The sequence below is a fragment of the Epilithonimonas sp. genome (genome assembly GCF_032055105.1).
Lineage (GTDB): Bacteria > Bacteroidota > Bacteroidia > Flavobacteriales > Weeksellaceae > Epilithonimonas.
The window spans coordinates 1-21,381 of the sequence record NZ_DAMBRK010000011.1; the positions used below are offsets into that span (position 1 = coordinate 1).

The window sequence follows — 21,381 nt, forward strand, 5'->3', positions numbered from 1 at the left end:
CAATATACGAAATTTTCGTATTATGAGTAGCCTTTTTTATAATGCACTACGGGTTTATATAGAATTTATGACACAAAAAATAAACACAGCCATCATTGGCTATGGCTTCATGGGTTCGAGTTTCTTTGCCCCGTTTCTTCATTTACATCAAGGTTATGAATTGGCAGGTACTGTAGAAAGAAATACAAAAAAAATCAAGACTGATTATGAGTATGTAAAATCCTATGGATTTTAGATGAATTATTAGAGGACAAATCTGGTAGAATTAGTAGTAGTTAACTAATAAATTGATACTCATTAAGATCTGGAAAAGAAAGATTTGCTATCAGGTAAAATTGCGATTGTGGAAAAAACTTTCACAAATAGTGCTGAGCAAGCTTGGGAACTTTATGAATTGATTGTTTACTTTTCAAAATCATAAAAATTAAGCCCCACTTCTTCATTCTTCACTTTTACGACTTTCTGATTGAGAGGGTAGATGAAAAACTCGCCGGCGCCGCGTATTTTTGCATCCTGTAAATGTCCGGCGAATGCGGTATAATCTCTCCTTCCGAGTGTTGCGTGAATGTGGAGTAGCGGTTTACCTTCCTCTTCGGAGATATTACCGGAAAGGTTGGAGATCTCCATTTGTTCTGTAAATGTCTTATCGACATATTTTTTTGTAGTGGGATCAAAGAAACGCAAAGTAGCTTCATTCACAGCGACGATTCCTGTAATTTGGCCGGCCTGAATTTTCTGATTTTTCACAAAATCCGTGAGCGCATCCAGGATGCTGGTTTTGTCTTTTACACTTACAATATAGCTGTCGCCTGCTTTTCTCGCAGTCCAAAGTATTGATTTAAAATTTTGTGCATTCATAACGTTGGTGATACAAATTAGTGCCAGTGTGATTAAAATATATTTTTCATAATAATTTTTTGAGGGTTGGTGTGATGTTGTTAGCATTGGAGAATCAAATCGTAATAAAAAAACTTATTTCCAATACTTTTTTATACCGCCGGTTTTCCCTAAAAGCGGATCGTCAGAAGGAAAAGAAACTTTTTGTATGTTTTTAACCGATTGGGCGTGCTTTGATTTTTCTTCTTTTACCAGATCATAATCCATTCCGTTCGGATAAGCGCCCACAACGGTAAAATCTTCGGAATGCGAAATACATTTGTGGCCAACGCCTGCTGGAATAATGAGGATATCGCCTGCTTCCACATTCAGTTTTTCACCGTTTGGGTCGCCCATATGTAGGAGCGCAGTTCCCTGAAAAACACCCAGGACTTCGTGCGAAACGCTGTGGTAATGGTGAAACGGATAAACGCCCCAACGCCAGGAATTGTACCAGTTATGGTCCCTGAATTTTTTCTCCAGAAAATCAGCACCGGAGTTTCCCCGCTCGCTGAACGCGTTTTTATATACTAAAAGCGGGAATTTGCTATTGGGGATAATACCGTCATCTTTAAAGTAAAAAGTTTTAACTTCCATATTTTCCAAATTCAGTATTCCTGTAATGCTGAAGAAAGGCATCGCCGCGATTCCCAATGACGATAATTGTATAAATCTTCTCCTTTTCACTTTTGCATTCTTGAATCAACTTTATCCAAAAAAATCACTTCCATCGGCTCTGCCAGCAGTTCTTTCTGCTCGTCGCTCCAGATTTTCAAGTGGTCAGATTTTAGGTGTTTATCCAGTATCTCCCGGCTTTCCCATCTTTCGTAGAAAAAGAAAATTTCCGGTTTGTCCTGATCCTGGTGCAGGTCATATTGGATGCACCCATTTTCATTATGCGTAGGCTCCAGCAGAGCGGTCATTGCTTTTTTTGTCTCATCTATTTTGCTGGTTTTCGCGACGCTTTTGGCGATTACGTATATCATTTTTTAATTTGATTATGGTCAAACAATTTTCTTATAATCTTTAAGTTATTTCTACTAGTTCAAACCGGTTTCCCCACAGGTCGCGAAAAAAAATCCTTTCCCGCCCTTCAATTTTCGTTGACCGGGAAATGTCTATTTTTTGAGATTCCAGGTAAGTTTTCGCGGCTTCCAAATTTTCTACAACCAAGGCGAGATGTCGGCTGCTTTCGGAATTATTAATGTTTTCTTCTTCGCGGATGTGCAACTGCTTATCACCCATTTGGAACCATTCTGCGGTCGGTGTATGATCCTTGGCGATATAATCAAACCCGAGAATTTTTGTGTAAAAATTGACCGCTTCAGCTCTGCTGCCAATTGGAATGCTAATCAAAACGTGATCTATGGTTTTTACTGTGAGTGTAGGCATTGTTAATTTATTTTTCCGGTGTCCATCTGTGCAGTTTCGGATTTGTAAGGCCATCGGGATAAGTAATCAATTCTACAAGGCTTCCCCAAGGGGTTTTCCCGTAAACCCCTTTGTTGCGGGGAGCATCTTCCACTCCCGTCAACGGATGTATTTTCGACAGCAGTTCGCCGCCTGCTATTTCAAATTGTTTGGCGGCTGTTTCAATATCATCCGTGTACAGACAGAAGTGCTGCAATCCATAATCATTCAGCTTTGCCGGATCATTTTGGTTTGTATTTTCAAACTCAAACAATTCTATTGTCGCCGATTCTCCAATCTGTACCAGCCTCATATGCACAATCTTTGCGCCTTTCGGGATGCCCAGTTGCTGCTCGGTTAGTTTGCCTTCCATTGGCTTGTCATTTTCAGGTTGCACATCGTACAAAACTTCTGCGTCAAAAGCTTTTACCAGAAAATCCGAAGCGTCATTTACATTTGGAACGGTAATACCGATGTGGTCTATCCCTCTTGAAATTTTAGTTTTTTCCATTGTATTTATTTTTACTCATCTTTTCCTGGCTCGGGTTTCCATCTCCTGAGTGGCGTTGTCTTTTCAATTTCCAGTTCAGATGGATAGGTGATCAGTTCCACAAAGCTACCCCAGGGAGTAACTGTGTACATAAACTGGTTGCCTTCTCCGCCTTCACGTCCGAGCATTTCATTCGGGCCTTTCAAAACACGTCCACCAGCAGCCAATACCTTTTGTTTTGTTTCCTCAATATTGTCAGTATAGACGGCAAAATGCTGCAATCCTATATCCGTTGGTATAATATCTTTCTTGCGATTGCCGGGAACCTTCATCTCAAAAAGTTCGATACAGGCACCATCACCAATCCGCATCATCCGCATATGTACAATGGCTGAACCCTTTGCAAGACCAAGTTTGGCTTCTGTATCAGCCCCTGTTTGTGGTTCATCAGTAGGCACAACATTATCGTAGATAGATACTGCACCGAAAGCTTTTTCTAAATATGTGGCTGCAGCTTCCAGATCAGGTACTGTAATACCGATATGATCAATTGCCCGCACTTCTGATTTTTGATAATTCATAATAATATTGTTTTTAGTTATTTAATGGGATTTTCAGCACCTGATAGGGCTGTGTCCTCAAATCTTTGCCATCGTTCATATTTGGAAGGCGGTGCCATTGCCCGATAGTTACGTAAAGAACACCGTTTTTTACCGCCAATCCATCCGGCCAAATCAAACGTGGGTCGTAGGCAACAAGCGATACATTGCCTTGCGAGTCTTTTTTAATAATGCTATACCGGGAAGCATCACCGAAATAAATACTGCCTTCTTCGTCAATAGCAATACCCCCATTGGAAACAATTTTTCCTTCCCATTTTATTTCCTTTCTTAAATCAAAATCCGTAAGCGTAAAGTCACTGATTTTATCGGTAGAGATGCTATAATAATCCGGGTTGGTCGGCGTAGTCCAAATGAGCTTTTTAAAATCTTTGCTCAATTCTATCCCGTTGACGCCGCCTTGTGGCATCGTGGGTTTATCAAAGTTCAAAACATGTGGTTTGCCTTCTACAAAGCTCATAAAACCTTTTGCCGGTGACACTTCGGGAATATCCTTAAACATTTCTCGCAGTTCCCCACTTGCCACGTCCATTACTATAAGCGATTGGTCATGTTTTGAATAGCCATTGTTGGTAATATAGATCATTCCTTCCTTGCCGTGTGTAGGGTCGTAGCGCAGGTCGTTCAATTGAATGGATTCCCTGAAAAATGGCTTGGGGATAGGAATGTTTTTAATGACTTTTTTTGTTTTAATGTCTACCGCAACAACCTTTGTGGAGCCATCAGGAATACCATCTACACCGGCTCTTTTGCCCTGGTCAAGTATCCAGAGTGTGTTTTTGTAGACGGTGATACCCAATACGGAAACTAAGTGGTTTTTATAATCCGAATTTAGATTTTTATTGATTTCCTCATTCGGAAAGGCTACCATCTTTTGTCCTGCCATTTCTACAATCGATGGCAGTTGATGATTTTCGCCTCCACGGGGAAGTGCCAGGAAAACCCTTCCGTCATCGCTCACTGCGACACCGGCTGCTTCCTTTTCGAGTTGGTACTCCAAACTGGTATTTTTTGGTATTTGATTTGGCATTTGTGAAAATGTTTTTTTGTTGACGGAAAGCGCCAGGACGATTGCCGCCATTTTTATTGCGTTCTTCATTATTCAATTATTTTATACTCTATTGAACTGCTTTTCAGTTTTTTTATGGATTCAAACATCTACGGTCGCAAAGCTTCAAAAAGGAGATGGTAATAATTCCTTCTGTAAATAGTTTACAGCCAACTGCAAATGCAAGGTCAGTCACTTCTTTCCCGAACAAATTCTTATCCCGTATCAGATTGAAGATGTGGAAGAGGGCATTGTGGTTTGCTAAATCAAAGCCTAGTGATGGGTTTGCTTCTGCATCATGTTTACCTCCCAATTCTTTTGGCGGAATTTGGTATTTATTGTTTCTTTTTCCCGTTTTAAACTTTGGGAATTGCCACATTTTCCAAAATCAATTGCTGTTTTTTCAAATCGTCCCAAAATTCATTAGGAATTTTTACACCGAACGAAGCTGCATTTTCCGTTGCCTGCTGAATAGTGTGCGAACCAGGAATAACGCCCGAAACAATTTCAGGAGCTGCACAAAACTGCAACGCTGCAGTACGCAAATCGACCTTGTGTTTAGCCGCAGCTTTCTGCAACGCCGCCAACTTTGCTTTAACGCCAGACGGAAAATCAGGACTGTATAGATAGCGGTCTTTTCCCGAAAGAAAGCCGGCACAAAGCGGTGATCCGATCACAAAAGAAATGTCCCGCTTGGCAGCCTTCGGAAAAACCTTATTAAACAATTCATCGTGTTTGATGAGATTGTACTGGCAGGCCGAAAGGAAAATATCAGGGTCGGCAACCTCAATGGTTTTTAAAATCGGTTCAATGGTATTCACGCCTAAACCCCAGGCTTTAATCAAGCCTTCTTCACGCATTTTGGTCAGTTCGGGCATTGCACCTTTTGCAGCGATGTCAAAATACTTTAACCAGTCCTGCTTCATATCGCCATTGTCCGGTGAGAGGTCGTGGATGAATATAATGTCGAGCGAAGAAACGCCCAAACGTTGTAAACTGTCTTCGACACTTTTCCTTACGCCGGCAGCAGAATAATCGTATCTATATGAAAAATTAAGCTTTCCATACCATAGGCTTCTTTCCATCTTGAAATCTTCCTGCGGCGAAAGTATCCTGCCAACTTTCGATGAAAGTGTAAATTCTTCCCTTGTTTTGTCTTTCAAGCTGATCCCCATTCTTCTTTCGCTTGTTCCCAATCCATACCAGGGTGAGGTATCGAAATAACGGACACCTGAATTCCAGGCTTCTTCAACCGCTTGTATGCATTCTGCGTCGGGGTTCACGTGAAAGCCATTGCCCAGTGCAACGCCACCCATCCCGATTTTTGTTTTCGGGCGGAAACGTGACGATTCAGGCTGTGGAAAATGGTTTTCGATTTCATCTATCTTTATATCTTCCATAGTTTTTTTATTATTGGGTGAAATTGCAAAGGCAGATAAGCCTGTTGTTGTTGCAAGCCCCGCTGTGGCAAGGGTTGATTGCAGTAAAAACGTTCTTCTATCCATACCGTTCACTTTTAGTTATTTTGCCAAAGGCCCTTTACTTACTTCTTTTCCTGCTTTATAAACTGAATTGATATTTTCAGTATTCTTGATATCGTTCAACGGATTCGCATTCAAAATGAGAAAATCTGCTGTTTTACCGTTTTCGATGGTTCCAAAATCTTTATCGATACCAATAGCCTTTGCCGCATTTTTGGTCGCAATGGTTATCGCCTGACTTGGTGTCAAACCTGCCTCTACAATTAATTGCAGTTCCAGATGTTCGCTAAAACCTTGTGCCCTCAGGAACATCGCTCCACTATCGGTACCAAATGCCACAGGGATACCGGCATCAAATACCCTTTTCAGGTTTTGCAATGCCGTGTTAAAAGCTTCGGTATTTACTGCAAAGAGCGGACTTTTTTTAAGTTCGTTCTGATAAGCTTCGGACGTAATCTTTTCGTAAACTCCCGGCTCCAATGATTTTTTGAAAAACTCGTTGTTCAGCCATTCCGGTTTTTTGGCGTAGATGTAAGCAAATTCATCCAGCGAAAGCGTAGGTATATATATAACGTGTTTAACTTTCATTTCCTGTAAGGTGGCATCGTCAATAACCTTATCACGAACGCTGTGACCGATGATGTCTGCACCATCTTTTACCAAATGCTGCAGATCGCTCAGGTAGTACACGTGTGCGGCAACCCTGAGGTTTCTTTTGTGTGCTTCGTCAATGATTTTTTTATAGATGGCCGGACCCATTTTTTTTGGATATTTCCCATTGAAATCATCTACCCAAAGTTTCACTACCGTTGGTTTTACTTTTACGAGGCTGTCCATTTCTGCAGCAATCTGGTCGGGTGAAGTCGGTCGGTAAACATAGTCCATTCCCACTTCTTTTGGCGGTGCACCGTTGGGAACGCCAAAGCCGTAACCGGCGCTGTAAAACCGTGCCCCTTCCAATGTTCCTGCAACCGATTTATCACGCAACCCGCTTTCAAAAATCAGCGAGCGGTCGCTCCCCATAGCCAGCACGTTCAAAACACCATAATCCTGGTATTTTTTCAACTGGTTCATAATATTTTGCTCGGTATAATGATCGCCCGAATTGGTCGTTCCCTGTAAAAGCCCGATGTGTACGTGCGCAGAAATCAATGCCGGCATCAGGAACTTCCCCGTCAAATCAACCGTATCATTGGCTTTATCGCTCAGGTTTTCGCCAATTTTTATAATTTTTCCATCTTCCACAAGAATGTCGCTAATCTTTGCATCGTCACCATTACCGGAAAGAACAGTGGCATTCTTAAATAACGTCGAATTTTCACCAGCTTTCTTTTCGCTGCCGCAGCCGAAAAACGCAAGCAATGTCAGGCACAATGCCGATAGATTGATTAATTTTTTCATATTTCTATTATTTAATGATCAACTTTCACTACATCCGGCCATTCGTTAGGCAGTTCGCCGCTGAAGCCCATTACAGGCAGCTCGCAGATAATGGCAACGTCTTCAGGTAAAAGTTCAAAATCGAAAACTTCCAGATTTTCAAGTATTCTTTCACTGGTGGTCGATTTTGGAATGGGTACAGCACCCAGTTCAATAATCCATCTTAAAGTCACCTGCGAAACTGTTTTGCCGTATTTTTCTGCAATTGACCGCAAAACTTCATTATGAAAAATTTTTCCCTTTGCCAAAGGCGACCACGCTTCTACCAATATGGAAAGGTCGTTGCAGAGTTTCGTAACTTCCGGCTGCCAGTAACCGGGGTGAAATTCAATCTGATTGACCGCCGGAACCACTTTTGCCGTCTGCAAAAGCGCATCCAGGTGTTCTTTCCAGAAGTTGCTCACGCCGATCGATTTTATTTTACCTTCGCTTTGCAGCTCTTCCATTGCCTGCCACGTTTCGGCATTGGCTTTTTGCCAGTTATCGTAATTTTTTGGATTGGCAGGCCAATGGATCAGGTACAGATCTACATAGTCCAGCTTCAGCTTTTCCAAAGATTCTGCAAAAGCTTTTTTTGCACTTTCATAGCCAAGGTTTTCACGATGCAGCTTTGTGGTCAGAAAAATTTCATTTCTAGGTATTTCGCTTTCTATAATGCCTTTGCCTACCGCCACTTCATTTCCATAGATAGCAGCTGTATCCAGCAATCGATAACCGTTTTGAAGTGCAAATTTACACTGTCAATACCTTCTTGCTCGGCAGCTTTGTAGGTGCCGAAACCCAATTGTGGTATTTTATTACCATCGTTCAGTGTGATTTAATCTATCATATTCTTTATTGTTTGTGTTACTCAGGAACCTTGATTTTCATTACGAGATAAGGCGGTTTACGCAGATCCTTTTTGTTGTTGAAGTCCGGAAGCCGGTTCCATTGCCCGAGGGTTACATACAGATAACCGTTGCGAAATGCCAGACCATCAGGCCATACATAGTTTTTGGTGTCGTGTGAAACGGTTTCGTAATTCCCGTCTGGAGTTCTTTTTACCAATGATTGTTGTTCAAAGGCACCGAAGTAAATATTGCCATTCTCATCTTCCGCTAAGCCGTCGCAAGCAGGATGCTGACCCTCAGATTTTACGGCCGCTTCAATGTCCATTTTCGTCTTCTCAAAATCACTTAACACAGCAGTTGACAAACTGTACATAACTCTTCCCGAAATGCTTGTCCAGTATAAGGTTTGGTTATCCGGGCTGAGCGCAAGGCCATCGGCCCCACCGGAAGGGAGACTGAACTGTTTGTTTTCCCGGCGTCTAGGTTCTCCTTCCAGGAACGCCATAAAGTCAGGCTCGGGAGAAGTGGACACGTGATTTCGCAATACTTCCTTTACCTTTCCCGAAGCCACATCAATAATAACCAACGAAAAATCGTTTCTAAAGCCAGAATTTGCAATGTACACCGTACCGCTCTTACCGTGAGAAAGGTCAACACGAAGATCATTGTAATGAGCCGTGCTGCGCAAGGTTGGTTTCGGAATAATCAATGAATGCAAAATCTTTTTTGTCTTAATGTCAATGGCAACCACTTTCGCCGCCCCTTCAGGTATTTCATCTGTTCCTGAACGTTTTCCGTCGTCCAATATCCAGAGTACGTCATTTTTGTCCATATACATTCCGTGTGGCGAAACCAGCCAATCTTTTACCGGCTTTGCAGAAGGATAAACAAAGTTCTTGTCTGGCCAGGGCGCTAAATTGCCGTCTTTCAATTCTGCCAATGCAAATTCCTTGTGATTGTCTGCGTGTCGTGGAAAACCAAGGAAAACTCGGTCGTCTGAACTCACCGCAATACCAGACATATCAGGATTGGGAGGACTAATGGAAGCAATAACCTGAGCTTTTGAATTTTGTGCCTGCATATAAGTGATATTTAACAATAAGAGAATGATAGATTTGAGTTTTTCCATACCTGATATTTTATTATGTGAGAGGATATTTTTATTACCTGCTAACAGCAGAAAATTTGTTTTATAAAATTAAAACAAGGCAAAAAGGCAACAATTGTACAAATAATGGATTTTTTTGTACATTTGTTATAAATCCACTTTCTTGAAGAAAAAGCAGTTCAATACACTGGTCATTCACGACCTCGTAGCAGATACATTTCACCTGCCCAGCCATAGCCACACTTACTATGAACTGGTATATGTCTTAGAAGGCAGGGGCACACATTATCTAAATAATCTTATTACGCCTTATAAGCCAGGCGATCTCTTCTTTATCTCACTTGAAGATGAACATCATTTTGAATTTGCGACACCATCGAGAATGGTTTTTATCAAGTTTACGGATCAGTATTTTGAAGTCCTCAGGTCTTTATCGCAGGATAGTTTCAAGACAACCCCTGAGAAAATGATGCGCCATAAAATGCTGAAAGAAGTAAAGTTGAAATTCGATAGCTCTACCAAATCCATTTTACGGCGCACGATAGAAAATATCGTGGATTATGATCTTAATGATGATTCTTCAACTTCCCCAATCATACTTTATCAGATTTTCTCCATTTTCGCTTTAATAAAAGAGACCGTAGCCAAAATGGAGATCAGGATAGATCACGGGTTGCCCGGAAAAGAAGAAATTATCACTTATCTGCATCATAACATCTACAAGCCAGAAAAGATCAGAATTAATAATCTGGCTGCCCATTTTAATATTTCAGAAAGTTACTTCAGCAATTACTTTAAAAGGAATTTTGAAATTTCGCTTAGGGATTATATCAGCAACTACCGTCTGGCTCTTATTGAAAAACGGATTGAAACAGGAAAAGTTACTTTAAAGCAGATTGCAGATGAATTCGGGTTTAATGATCAAAGTCATCTCTCTCATTATTATAAGCGAAAGAAAAATCAACCCATCGGGCATTTGAAAAGAAAATCGTAAATGTTTGCAAAACCATAAATACCAAGGCAAGTTCTACTGCTTTAAATTGCTTTGTAGCCACATAAATGGATCTTTTGACATCTAGCCTACATCATATGCATTCGCATAATCTATTTGAAATTCTTGATATATTTATCTGCTTTCCCATGCTACCGAATCATTGTTATTGTTAATGTAAATATTCAACAAAACACCTCTAACTTATAATTTAGTTGCTTTTTCGATTCTTTCTTTTAAGAATTGAAAATTATTCAGGATCAATCAGTGATTTAGAAAAAGTGGTATCGTTTGGTTTTTATTTTCCATTAATTATGCAATGACTCAAGCAAAAAAATGGTGTTAAAATTATTTAGAACATTCCTTCTGATAGACTATTATTAGAGTCGGACACTTATTTTATGGGAGTCGATAGACTCAGCGTAATATCCTTATATATGCAGTCAACAATATCTGAGATTTCTACTATCTAAAAAATATCAATTTTGGAATTGAATAAAATCTTAAATCAAAATTTTAAAGTCCCCCTTATGATGATTTTTGTCTGTAATTAACATCAAATTAATTTATAAAAACAATGCATCCAGCTTTAAAAATCATACGTCAAGAAGTTTAGAGATGAAAAATAAGTTTAGTTTCTTAATATCATAAGTCCGTCTCACAGTTGTTGAAACGGACTTTTTTTATGACTTTTCTTAGAATCTTATCGGAAGATGAATTTCGTACCGCTATTCTGCTCCCCACATCAATTAGTTGCGAATCTGACTCAATTTTTTGAAGATCTATTAAGAAAAGTTCTCAAAATTCATCTTTGATTTCCTTTGCTATTCTAGCTTTTATTTCCTTTCCCTTTAAAGCTTTTCCCTTAAAACCGCCATATCATCACTCACTTTTTTATCCAGAATCTTTGCGTAATGCTGTGTCGTTTTTATATTCGTGTGCCCCAGCATTTTACTTACACTCTCTATCGGAACCCCATTGGATAAAGTAACTGTTGTAGCAAATGTATGTCTTGCGATATGAAAGCTAAGCTCTTTATTTATCCCACAGACATTGGCAATTTCCTTGAGATAAGAATTCATTTTCTGATTACTAAGAACAGGAAACAAGACATTTAAATTTACACATTCAGGATGTTCTTCATATTTCAAAATCAGTTCTTGCGCTAATGGTAATAATGGAACTCTTGTTGAAGTATTGGTTTTCTGGCGATTTGTAAATATCCATTTGTCGCCATCTATTCCGACATTAATATGAGATTTAGATAATTTCTTCACGTCAACATAAGCAAAGCCGGTATAACAACTAAAAAGGAAAATATCACGTACTTGACTCAATCTCTCTGATGCAAATTCTTTGTCATAAATCGCTTGGATTTCTTCTTTTGTGAGATAAGGACGTTCCACGACTTAAGTTTTGCTTTGTAGCCCAGAAAAGGATCTTTTGATAGCCAACCGTTTGCCATACAAAGACGCATAATCTTTTTGAAATTCTTGATGTATTTTATTGCAGTATTATTAGCGCATTTCCGAACTGTTCTTAAAAAAAAATCAAAATTAGATATGAAGGAAGGTTTTATTTCCGAAAGATTAATATCTGAAATCTTGTATTTCCACATAAGAAACTCCTGTACATGCCGTAATGATGTTTCGTATCGCTCCCATGTTCCTTCTGAATAACCTTTACCTATAAGCTCCTCCATTTCATCATTATGATTACCAAAAACCTCTAAAAGTGTAAAATTTCTTTCATCAATACCTAGAAATTTATTTTTAAGACTTTTACTAGTAATTGTTTTACCACTATTAAATAATGAATTATATGAATCAAAAATCTTTGTTCTTAAACTTTCAAGAAATAAATTTAGAGATTTCGATGCTGGAGAATTTCCAACAACTTTTCCACCTTTTGCATTCCAATCTTTATTTCTGATTGTTCTTCCTGTAGAAAATTCTTTCCTTTTACCGTCAACCGTCAACCTAATATAAATTGTTGAAGTTTGTACATTTCCTTTTGCTTTTTTTAAATAAAAAAGAAGACTGTAAGTTTGCATTTTTTAAAATTTAAAGATTATAAAATTATCTTTGAACCTTAAAACCTACAAGATATTCAATAGCGTGTATATATTATGAATAGGCACTTTTCATAAATTTAGGTGCGTATAAGTACATGATTTTTTAATACGCACCTAATCACTCACTTCTTATTTGCACTTATTTGATGCAGTATGAGATAGTGTAATAAACAAAAAAGCCTTCAAATACTACGATTTAAAGACTTTTGATGTTGTTTGTTTTTACAACTAGCGGAGAGTGAGGGATTTTGTAACCTCCCGTAATCCCTTTATTGATAAGCGTTTCGCTGTAGCATCTTTTGAAAGTCCCTAAATAGGTCACCTGCAAAAAAGCGGTAAAATCCTAATTTAAATTTTACTTAGTAAAACTACGAATTTCCGTTGGAATTTGTATGTAATGATTGCTAAATTTTGATCATGTTTGTCTTATTTTTAATTAGGACTTAATGGATAAATAAATTTAGATTTTTCAAATATTTTGATTTCCAAGCAATTTCCTTATCTGATAGAAAAATCGCTCGATCAATCTTAGATCTTCGGTGACAATTTCTGCATTGCCTTTCAGTTCCTTGTCAAAAGGAAGACGTTTATTGTAAGATGTTTTAAGCCCTTTCGGAAGAATGACATCTACATAATAATTCCCTTTTTCATCCGGAGAAAGGGATATATTTTGTACTTTTCCCTCTATAATGCCATATTCTTGGAAACGGTAATTGTCCAGCTTTATCAACACTTTTTCTCCTGGAACTATCTTTCCCGAATTAACTGATGGAACCTGCATTCTGCCTACAACTGCTATTTTATCTGTTGGCAAAATAGATAAGACAGCATCATTAGTTTTGATAAACTGATTCTCTCCCCAAAACTGCTGAAAACTGACAATACCATTTGTTGATGAAATAAGTAAATAAGATTGTTCCCATTGTTTTAGAGATTTTCTTAATTGCTCTAACATTTGCAAAGTCTGGGATTCGTAATTACTTTTATCTTTTTGTGCGTTTATAGAAGCACCGCTTTTAGTTTTATTAAAATTGGAAATTCCCTCCTGCATCTGAGATAGAGAAATACTAATAGTCTTAAGATTCTGCTCTGCCTGTAGGTATTTTATTTTCTCATTTTCCAATTCCATCTTTGAGATTACACCCTGATCGAATAAGGTTTGCGAACGACTGAAATTCTTTTTGCTAAGATCAAATTTTGCATTCTCGAGGCTAAGTTGTTGTTTTAAAGTTGCAATTCTGCCATTATATTCCGATAATCCTTGATTAGCAGCAACGTTTTCTGGCGCATATGGTTGTAGTTTAGCATATAGTTTCTCATCCTGAAAAGCCTTTGCAAAAGTGTTGTAATCGCTCTGTAATTCGCCCAGTTTGAATCCTAAAGTTTCACTAATCGGAAAGTAAAAAATCTGATTTGGAGGAATGGAATCAACTAATTTTTTCAGCCTTAGAACGTCGTGATAATTGGCGGTAGACTGCAAAATCATCAAAATGTCATTCTTTTTGACTTCCTGTTGGTTTTTAACTAGTATTTTTTCAATTTTGGAATTAATCCTAGCTTCTAATTTTTCGGGCGGATTTTGTGAAGTGACGATAATTGGAGCTGGAACAAATTCAGGATATTTGATGAAATAACTCATCAATATAATCATCAAAATTATAATTAAAATAAACGAATTCCCCCAACGAATCATCCAGTTAGGAGGTTGAGATAGAATATCTTGAACACTTTCACTACGAAGTTCGAGATTATCTAATATATCTTTTTTAGTTTCCAAGTTCTAATTGATTTTTTACAAGTCTGTAATATTCTGCTTTATTTGCAACCAATTCTAAATGGTTGCCTTCCTCTACCACTCTTCCTTTATCCAGAACGATGATTTTATCAGCATTTTTTACTGTTGAAAGTCTATGTGCGATAACAACCGCTGTTTTCCCTTTGAAAAATTGTTCAAGATTTTCCATAATTACTTTTTCATTATTGGCATCGAGAGCAGAAGTTGCTTCGTCAAAAAAGATATGTTCCGGAGATTTGTAAACGGCTCTGGCTATGAACAATCTTTGTCTTTGCCCGCCGCTTATACCAACACCTTCATTTCCGATTTTCGTATTGTAGCTTAAGGGCAAACTTTCCACAAATTCTTTGATATTGGCGATCTTTACCGCTTTCCTTAATTTATTTTTATCAATATAGTCTTCCCCAATAGCAATGTTCTGCGCAATTGTATCATTGAAAACGTAGCCGTCTTGCATTACAACGCCGCATTGATCACGCCAGAATCTTGGAGAAATATTTTTAAGATTGGTGCTTCCAAGTTTAATATCGCCGGAATTGGGTTCGTAGAATTTCATTAATAGTTTTAATAATGTCGTTTTTCCGCTGCCGCTTGCTCCGACAATTGCCGTTGTTTTCTGATAGGGAATATTCAAACTCAAATTTTCAAAAACAAAATCTTCTGAACCGATGTATCGAAATGACATATTTTGTATTTCTATATCTTTTTGCGGAATTTCGGAAGTATAATGTTCATCGGAGCTTTCTTCATCTTCCTTATCATGAATTTCTCCCAATCTTTCGAGTGATATCTTAGCATCCTGAGTTTGCTTAATAAAATCAATTAATTGTATCAATGGACTATTTAGTTGACCTATAATATATTGAACTGAGAGCATCATTCCTAAAGTGAGATTCCCGCTTAAAACTAATTTAGCTGCAAGAAAACTTACCAGAATATCCTTCATCTGGTTGATAAAATTCCCACCAACAGATTGCCATTGTTCCAAAGACAAAGATTTGATCTGAATTTTGAATAATTTAACCTGTAGAAATTCCCAATCCCAGCGCTTTTTCTTTTCAGCGTTGTGCATTTTGATTTCCTGCATTCCGTTGATGAGTTCTATCACTTTGCTCTGTTCCTGAGAAACCTGAGAGAATCTTTTATAGTCTAATTCTTTGCGTCTATTAAGAAAAAATGTGATCCATAAAACATACAAAGAAGCTCCAATCAAGTAAACAAGAAACAACCGATAATCATAAAACAACAGTACGATGCTAAAAATGATTAAATTGACAAGAGAGAATAATGTGTTTAGCGAAGAAGTTGTGAGAAGTTGTTCTATTCTGTGATGATCATTAATCCTCTGCATGATATCACCTGTCATTCTTGTGTCAAAAAAACTGATTGGTAGCTTCATTAATTTGATAAAGAAATCAGAAATAATAGAAATATTAATCCTGGCAGAGAGATGTAGTAAAATCCAGCTCCTGATTATTTCGATTCCCATTTTTCCCAAAAATAGCATTACTTGCGCAAGCAAAACTAAATAGATAAAATTAAGGTCCTGATTCTGGATACCGACGTCTACTATACTTTGCGTAAGGAAGGGCAAAATCAAGGACATTAAACTTCCTGCTAAAAGTCCGACTGCCAACTGAATAATAAGAGATTTATATTTCAATACATATCTCGACAGAAATGAAAAGCTGGCTTTGTTTTCCTGTCCATCAAATTCGTTTTTGAAAAAGACAGGAGTAGTTTCCAGAATTAGAGCAATGCCATCTTCTGTATCTACACCCGCATTCTCTCCAATCCAATATTTGATGAATTCTTCTTTTCCATAGGTTATTAATCCATAGCTGGGATCGGAAATATGAACCTTACCTGATTTGTCAATATTATATACGACCACAAAATGCTGCTTATTCCAATGGACAATGCACGGCAAAGGAACTTCCTCTACCAATGTATTATAATCTATCTGAACTCCAAGGGACCTAAAACCCATGTTCTCCGCGGCATTACTAAGTCCCAGTAAACTACTGCCTTCTCTTGTGGTCTCGGAAAGATTTCGTACTTGTTGCAGGGGAATAGTTTTACCATAGTATTTGGCAATAATTCTAAGGCAAGTTGGTCCGCAGTCTTTGGCGTCGGGTTGGAGGTAGAAAGGAAAATTTTTATGCTTCATTTGTGATTTCTTCGTCTTCAAGTAGTTCTTCCATAAAATAAAAAATATCTTCTCGATCGTATTTGTCTGGGAAGGCATATCCGTTTATTAAGAAAACTGGAGTAAAATTGAGACTCTTACTTTCATTATCAATAGAGATATTTATAATTTCTGTCAAATCAGAATTATGTATTTGAGAATTATAATATTCTCTTAGTTTTTTCTCGTTCTTATGCTCAAACCAAAAATCCACGGATTTTAAAAGCTCTATATTTTTTTTATTAAAAACGTACAAAAAATCATTAATTAAATTTTTATATTTTGTATTGGCTGCACTCGGAAAATAATTAAAACGGATCTGCGCAGAAATATCATCGGGATACTTTTGCAAAAGTTTTTCCAAAATGTGATGTGCCTCTTTACAAAAACCGCAATAGGGATTTGAAACCAAAGAAATGTGAAGTTTTGCATCAGGTTTCCCAAGTCGGAAAATTTCTGTATTTTGAAAAAATATTCTTTTTTTTTCTAACAATTCCCGTTTAAAAATTCCGTAATTCCGTTTAAATTTTAAGTTTTTAATATCCGATTTTCTATACTGCTCTTTTTGATTTATAAGATTTTTAATTAATACCAATGCGAAAAATAAAACTAAAAATACTAATACGGACAAAGCAATAGTATTCAACTTTATTGAATTTCCAAAATATATGGAAGAAATAATTATTTGCCCAATTAAAATACCGATTAGTAATAAACAAACCTTACAAAGAACCTTTTCAATGAAAATTTGTATCACAAGTGAATAGGCAATTACTAAACAGGAAACAAACGACAAAAATTTTAGGACAGAATCTGTAAAAGGGCTGAAAATGCCCAAAACCAATAATGCACTAAAATATAATAAACTAAGATCCGATAATTTTAAACCAAGGACATCCGTTTTATCAGCATTCATAATTTTATTGCAATCATTTTTGGCGGTTGTATCTGTTGCATTACTTCTACAAATTCCTTTAATTATGGCAGGTTCATCCCCGAATTTTTCTCGAATGATTTCAAATGAAACAAACAATCCTAATATCGAAAGTAGATTAAAAAGTGTGTTGTGTAAATTTAAAAATACTATAGTATATCCAGAAAGAAAAATTAAAAACCCATTCAACAACCAATAAAAATTGAGAATTCTCTTCTCTTTTGAAATAATTTCTTTCTCAAACAGCAGAACAAAATCTGTTGAATTTTCATAAAGCTGTTCCTTGGAAACATTTTGCACGTCATCAGAGAAAACTTGAATCCCAGACTCTTCTTTTTTCACTAATGCGAAAGTATCATTATAGATTGTGATAAATTCCTCAGGCAATTCCCCCCAATATTCTTTCTGTAATTCGTAAGCATCATTCTTTACATTCAAAAAATTAAGTGTATCACTAAAAGCTAATGCGGAAGGATAATCGGGATGGGATTGGAATTGGAAAGTGAATTCTTGAGAATTGACTCCTAAGCTTGAAGTAATTTGTTCAAATTTCATTATTTTTTATAAAGCTCTATAGGATTATTATCGTGTATTTTACTTTTTTCGATTTGTGCATCTATATCTCTTATAAATGTTTGTTTTTCATCATTACTATGAAAAATACCATCCGCTAAAACTTTTTGCTTAAATAGTTCGGCTGGGTCAGGCATATTTTCATAATCTTTTTGGACAATTTGTTTTACCTTTGGATAAGCATTTTCATTTAAAATATAATAACTCGATTTTTGATTTTTAACAGATATAATATCAAAAGAATGAGTTTGTGTCTCGTCAACTATTTTTAAGATAAGTCCAGGTAATCCGTGAAATTTATATGGTCCATCGGGAATAGAGATTTCAGTAGTAAACCAAGCCGTCCATTGTCTACCAGCAAAGAAGGTCGTAGCTTTTTGAGCTAAATATCCTAATATTTTTTCCTGCTCATTTGTAATCTCCCACTTCATCCTTCTCTCATCATTAACTTTTAAAACCGGATCAGGCATATGATTCGTAGTATAGAAATACATTAAGTTTCCATTATTAATTTTTTCGACCACATATCTTATTTTCGTAGAACCATCAGGAAAAGAATGAATTCCCTTCTTTGAATCTTCAATCATAGTAGAATCGGATATAATATGTTTTAGTCCTGTAAAAAAAGATCGCTGCTCTTTCTTAAAATAATCTAAAACGACAGTTTCATTTGAAACAACATCTCTTGTTAAAGTGTCTGAAACAAATTCGTAGTTATAGGTAAATCTAATACTTTGAGAAAAATATAGTAATGGTAAAAAAAAGAGAATAAAAGAAGTATTTTTCATATGTGAGTAATTTAGAAAAGGCTACTAATAAAGTAACCTTTTCAATTAAATGATAGTTTAGGCTGGTAATAAAACACCTGTTCTACAATATAAATCGTCTGAATTACCATACACAGCTGTACTGCATCCTTGTCCATATACGCAACACACCCATAGACCTGCTTTACCTCCATCGATTTTCTTCATCTCCCCTCTGGAAAGTTTTTTAAGATTTTTCATTTTTGTTAAATTTTAAAATTAATAATTTGTTTTTGCCATACAAACCCTGGCCTAGGGTTTTCTGCTGATCAGCAATTATGTTGATTTTTATACTGTACACATATAAAAAAAACACTCATTATACTTTTTTACTAATTACTTGATGATAACTACAGTACCACCACTCTTATTGCAATTTGTGTAGTCCCCAGTTTGAACTGGACTACATCCATTATCTGCGCAACATACCCATTTTTTAGCCAGTCCACCAGCTACTGATTTCATTTCTCTTCTTGAAAGTTTTTTAAGATTTTTCATTTTGATTAAATTTTGAGATTAATATTAACTTTGCCATTTTTGCCTTAGTATTAGGTTTATTTTACTGATCAGTATTTATTGTTTGTATTGAATAAAGTACCAACAATAATTTTTTTTACTGTAGCAAATATGAAAATGTGTTTTAAACTATACAACGAGAGCATCTCGAAATTTATCAATTTCAGCCTTTGTGATATCAATATTGATAAATTTCGTTTCCAATGATCTTAAGTAGAATAATCTTTTTATTTATATTTTACAATTTCCTGCATTCTATAAAAATTAATTGCTTTTTCTTTAAATGGATTATTGCTCCATTCTTGCCACTCAGCTGTATAGGGATTATACCCACATTTTAAAGGTTTGGATGTATCTAAACCGTCCGAATTTTCATGCGTTCTTTCTGTATACGCTCTGCAATCAGTACAGATATACCGAAATTCACAATCTTTGCAGACTTCAATCTTGTCTTTTGTAAGATTCCAATATTTTTTGAAATCTTTGTTATTGAGAGATTCTTCTAATGTAGTATCTTTTATATTTCCAAAGATTTGAGGCATCGAAGGGCAGTTCCTAATGTTACCTTCAGAATCTATTGAAATTTTTTTATAGAGACAGGAGTTATGGTTGTTGGATAAAGTATATGTTTCAAGATTAGAATTAAAATAGTTTGAAGAGATCAATCCGCAATTCTTTTTATTTACAATTTTATCTTCAACATAAGTTATCGTTCTATTCAAATATTTATCTACTTCATTTTTATCACATCCAAAATAAATCAACCTATTAATTTTATCATTTGATTTAATAATGTTTTTATTTATTAATCTGTTTTCAAATTTAATTTTATAAGGTAGGATTATTTCAATACCTTTCAAAGTTGTGTTAGATAAGCTATTCAAAAATTTCAAAAAAATATTTAAATCAATTAAATCATAACATCTTATTTGTAGTTGTTTTATTCTATTTATATCAATAAATTTTACAATTTGGACTGAATCTTCTAGAAAAAAAGATTCTTTATTTAAATCAATTATTATACTGGATATTGGTTCGGCAACCTTATAATTTAAATTTAAGGGAATTAGTTCTTTTATGATTTGGGTATCTATAAACCCTATTTCATTTACTAACAAAAAATGTAAATAATCTTTTAAGTGCTTTTCATTTTCTTCTCCATAATTATCATAAATTTCTTCAATGGAAAAATTTGGAAATTCTTCAATAAGCAATGTATAAAGAGAATTTGGAATCAGGTAATAATTATTTCTTTGTGTGTCGCAAATAATGCTTCTTGTATGCCCATAATTTACTAAGCAACAAGCAAATCTATTGAAATAAGTCATTTTGTTTTATTAACGTATTTTAAATATATACTTAGCTTTGGTAAATTATTTTCATATCTCAAAGAGTCCAGGTTTTTAATGTCCTCTATTGGAGATGATTCGAATTTTTTTGTATCTGGGTTAAATTTTAGCTGTGTGCCAAATTTTTGTTTCTTTTTTCCACTCGTTAGATCTCTATCTATTAAAAGAGCTTTATTATTTAAAGAATAGGATTTTAATTTTAAGAAATATTCTAATATTTCTTTTCTAAAATTAATTTCCCTGTCACTATGTTGAGCTATATAAAAAATGCTTTGGCTAGCTAAACAATCACAATCATCCTCAATTATTTTATTTAAAGTATGTTTTTTTATTAAAAATTTCACAAATTCTCTGTTTATTGAATCTTGTTTAATAGTCAAACGAACTATGCTGTCTTGTTTTTGAAAATCTTCTTTGTATTTGGTGAATAATCTTCTGTATTTTTGATCATCTTCATAAATTTTATTCCAGTTGATTTGGCTTAATTCACTGTTATTATTGCATTTACTGTACTGATTATATATCTGTATAAGTTCTATGGTTATTAAATCACATTTATTTATTTTATTATAGTTTTTTTTTATAAGTTCTTCAGCTAATAAAAGATTATTTTTTTCTTTTGATTTTGTTAGATATTTTAAAATTATAGCTTTTTTTGAATCATTATATAAATGAAATAATGGAATTAAATTTTTATGGGTATAATTTGAAATGGTTGCACTATCGGATAGCAAATTCAAACTATCTGCCTCTTGCATTACTTTTACTAAATTTAATTCTGCATTAGTATGTTTCACACAAGAACTTAATATTAAAAATAGGATAGAACAAGCAATAACATTTTTCATAATT

Annotated in this window: 23 protein-coding genes and 1 pseudogene; 2 read left to right on the forward strand and 22 right to left on the reverse strand. The window is 35.7% G+C overall.

Features of this window, described 5'->3' with window-relative positions; genetic code table 11:
- Positions 1 to 235, forward strand: a pseudogene (locus tag RTY06_RS10465) (hypothetical protein); the annotation flags it as partial.
- Positions 236 to 402: 167 nt separating this feature from the next.
- Here RTY06_RS10465 and RTY06_RS10470 read toward each other — a convergent pair.
- The 12 genes from RTY06_RS10470 to RTY06_RS10525 form a co-directional block, all read right to left on the reverse strand.
- Positions 403 to 858, reverse strand: a complete 456-nt coding sequence (locus RTY06_RS10470; protein ID WP_312824746.1) for a DNA-binding protein — start codon at positions 856 to 858, stop codon at positions 403 to 405.
- Positions 859 to 972: 114 nt separating this feature from the next.
- Entirely contained in the window at positions 973 to 1,563 is a 591-nt protein-coding gene (locus RTY06_RS10475) for a cupin domain-containing protein (RefSeq protein ID WP_312824747.1), read from the reverse strand.
- Entirely contained in the window at positions 1,560 to 1,862 is a 303-nt protein-coding gene (locus RTY06_RS10480; protein WP_312824748.1) for a putative quinol monooxygenase, read from the reverse strand. The genes RTY06_RS10475 and RTY06_RS10480 overlap by 4 nt, the downstream gene beginning before the upstream one ends.
- A gap of 40 nt (positions 1,863 to 1,902) precedes the next feature.
- Positions 1,903 to 2,268: a VOC family protein gene (locus RTY06_RS10485; RefSeq protein ID WP_312824750.1), complete on the reverse strand. Its 366-nt coding sequence runs from the start codon at positions 2,266 to 2,268 to the stop codon at positions 1,903 to 1,905.
- 7 nt (positions 2,269 to 2,275) lie between these two features.
- Positions 2,276 to 2,797, reverse strand: a complete 522-nt coding sequence (locus tag RTY06_RS10490; protein WP_312824752.1) for a VOC family protein — start codon at positions 2,795 to 2,797, stop codon at positions 2,276 to 2,278.
- Between the two features lie 11 nt (positions 2,798 to 2,808).
- Positions 2,809 to 3,357, reverse strand: a complete 549-nt coding sequence (locus RTY06_RS10495; protein ID WP_312824754.1) for a VOC family protein — start codon at positions 3,355 to 3,357, stop codon at positions 2,809 to 2,811.
- Positions 3,358 to 3,370: 13 nt separating this feature from the next.
- Complete coding sequence (locus tag RTY06_RS10500; RefSeq protein WP_312824756.1) at positions 3,371 to 4,495, reverse strand: L-dopachrome tautomerase-related protein; 1,125 nt, start codon at positions 4,493 to 4,495, stop codon at positions 3,371 to 3,373.
- Between the two features lie 43 nt (positions 4,496 to 4,538).
- Positions 4,539 to 4,823 (reverse strand): DUF3861 family protein, encoded by a 285-nt coding sequence (locus RTY06_RS10505; RefSeq protein ID WP_312824758.1) that lies wholly within the window; start codon positions 4,821 to 4,823, stop codon positions 4,539 to 4,541.
- On the reverse strand, positions 4,801 to 5,949 hold the full coding sequence (locus tag RTY06_RS10510) for an aldo/keto reductase (protein WP_312824760.1): 1,149 nt from the start codon (positions 5,947 to 5,949) through the stop codon (positions 4,801 to 4,803). The genes RTY06_RS10505 and RTY06_RS10510 overlap by 23 nt, the downstream gene beginning before the upstream one ends.
- 15 nt (positions 5,950 to 5,964) lie before the next feature.
- A complete protein-coding gene (locus RTY06_RS10515) occupies positions 5,965 to 7,326 on the reverse strand; it encodes an amidohydrolase family protein (RefSeq protein WP_312824761.1) in 1,362 nt (453 codons plus the stop codon).
- 11 nt (positions 7,327 to 7,337) lie between these two features.
- Positions 7,338 to 8,072 carry an aldo/keto reductase gene (locus RTY06_RS10520; RefSeq protein WP_312824762.1) on the reverse strand — a complete coding sequence of 245 codons (735 nt, stop codon included), beginning with the start codon at positions 8,070 to 8,072 and terminating at the stop codon, positions 7,338 to 7,340.
- Between the two features lie 139 nt (positions 8,073 to 8,211).
- Positions 8,212 to 9,324, reverse strand: a complete 1,113-nt coding sequence (locus RTY06_RS10525; RefSeq protein ID WP_312824763.1) for an L-dopachrome tautomerase-related protein — start codon at positions 9,322 to 9,324, stop codon at positions 8,212 to 8,214.
- A 142-nt stretch (positions 9,325 to 9,466) separates the two neighbouring features.
- Here RTY06_RS10525 and RTY06_RS10530 point away from each other — a divergent pair, with 142 nt between their 5' ends.
- Positions 9,467 to 10,297 carry an AraC family transcriptional regulator gene (locus RTY06_RS10530; RefSeq protein ID WP_312824764.1) on the forward strand — a complete coding sequence of 277 codons (831 nt, stop codon included), beginning with the start codon at positions 9,467 to 9,469 and terminating at the stop codon, positions 10,295 to 10,297.
- An 848-nt stretch (positions 10,298 to 11,145) separates the two neighbouring features.
- Here RTY06_RS10530 and RTY06_RS10535 read toward each other — a convergent pair.
- The 10 genes from RTY06_RS10535 to RTY06_RS10575 all read right to left on the reverse strand — a co-directional run bounded on the left by RTY06_RS10535 (position 11,146) and on the right by RTY06_RS10575 (position 21,377).
- The gene (locus tag RTY06_RS10535) at positions 11,146 to 11,700 is read right to left on the reverse strand and encodes a site-specific integrase (protein WP_312824766.1); all 555 of its coding nucleotides are present in this window, start codon (positions 11,698 to 11,700) and stop codon (positions 11,146 to 11,148) included.
- Positions 11,628 to 12,347: a phage integrase SAM-like domain and Arm DNA-binding domain-containing protein gene (locus RTY06_RS10540; protein ID WP_312824768.1), complete on the reverse strand. Its 720-nt coding sequence runs from the start codon at positions 12,345 to 12,347 to the stop codon at positions 11,628 to 11,630. The genes RTY06_RS10535 and RTY06_RS10540 overlap by 73 nt, the downstream gene beginning before the upstream one ends.
- A gap of 490 nt (positions 12,348 to 12,837) precedes the next feature.
- Positions 12,838 to 14,145 (reverse strand): HlyD family efflux transporter periplasmic adaptor subunit, encoded by a 1,308-nt coding sequence (locus RTY06_RS10545; protein ID WP_312824770.1) that lies wholly within the window; start codon positions 14,143 to 14,145, stop codon positions 12,838 to 12,840.
- Positions 14,135 to 16,333 (reverse strand): peptidase domain-containing ABC transporter, encoded by a 2,199-nt coding sequence (locus tag RTY06_RS10550; RefSeq protein ID WP_312824772.1) that lies wholly within the window; start codon positions 16,331 to 16,333, stop codon positions 14,135 to 14,137. The genes RTY06_RS10545 and RTY06_RS10550 overlap by 11 nt, the downstream gene beginning before the upstream one ends.
- A complete protein-coding gene (locus RTY06_RS10555) occupies positions 16,323 to 17,840 on the reverse strand; it encodes a vitamin K epoxide reductase family protein (RefSeq protein ID WP_312824774.1) in 1,518 nt (505 codons plus the stop codon). The genes RTY06_RS10550 and RTY06_RS10555 overlap by 11 nt, the downstream gene beginning before the upstream one ends.
- On the reverse strand, positions 17,840 to 18,646 hold the full coding sequence (locus tag RTY06_RS10560) for a GLPGLI family protein (RefSeq protein ID WP_312824776.1): 807 nt from the start codon (positions 18,644 to 18,646) through the stop codon (positions 17,840 to 17,842). Before RTY06_RS10560 ends, RTY06_RS10555 begins: the two co-directional genes overlap by 1 nt.
- Before the next feature lie 57 nt (positions 18,647 to 18,703).
- On the reverse strand, positions 18,704 to 18,865 hold the full coding sequence (locus RTY06_RS16210; RefSeq protein WP_409450844.1) for a bacteriocin-like protein: 162 nt from the start codon (positions 18,863 to 18,865) through the stop codon (positions 18,704 to 18,706).
- 135 nt (positions 18,866 to 19,000) lie between these two features.
- Positions 19,001 to 19,162, reverse strand: coding sequence for a bacteriocin-like protein (locus RTY06_RS10565; protein ID WP_312824778.1), 162 nt, complete (start codon positions 19,160 to 19,162; stop codon positions 19,001 to 19,003).
- A gap of 245 nt (positions 19,163 to 19,407) precedes the next feature.
- Positions 19,408 to 20,508, reverse strand: a complete 1,101-nt coding sequence (gene gwsS / locus RTY06_RS10570) for a grasp-with-spasm system SPASM domain peptide maturase (RefSeq protein WP_312824779.1) — start codon at positions 20,506 to 20,508, stop codon at positions 19,408 to 19,410.
- Positions 20,505 to 21,377: a hypothetical protein gene (locus tag RTY06_RS10575; protein ID WP_312824780.1), complete on the reverse strand. Its 873-nt coding sequence runs from the start codon at positions 21,375 to 21,377 to the stop codon at positions 20,505 to 20,507. The genes gwsS and RTY06_RS10575 overlap by 4 nt, the downstream gene beginning before the upstream one ends.
- Positions 21,378 to 21,381 lie beyond the last annotated feature (4 nt).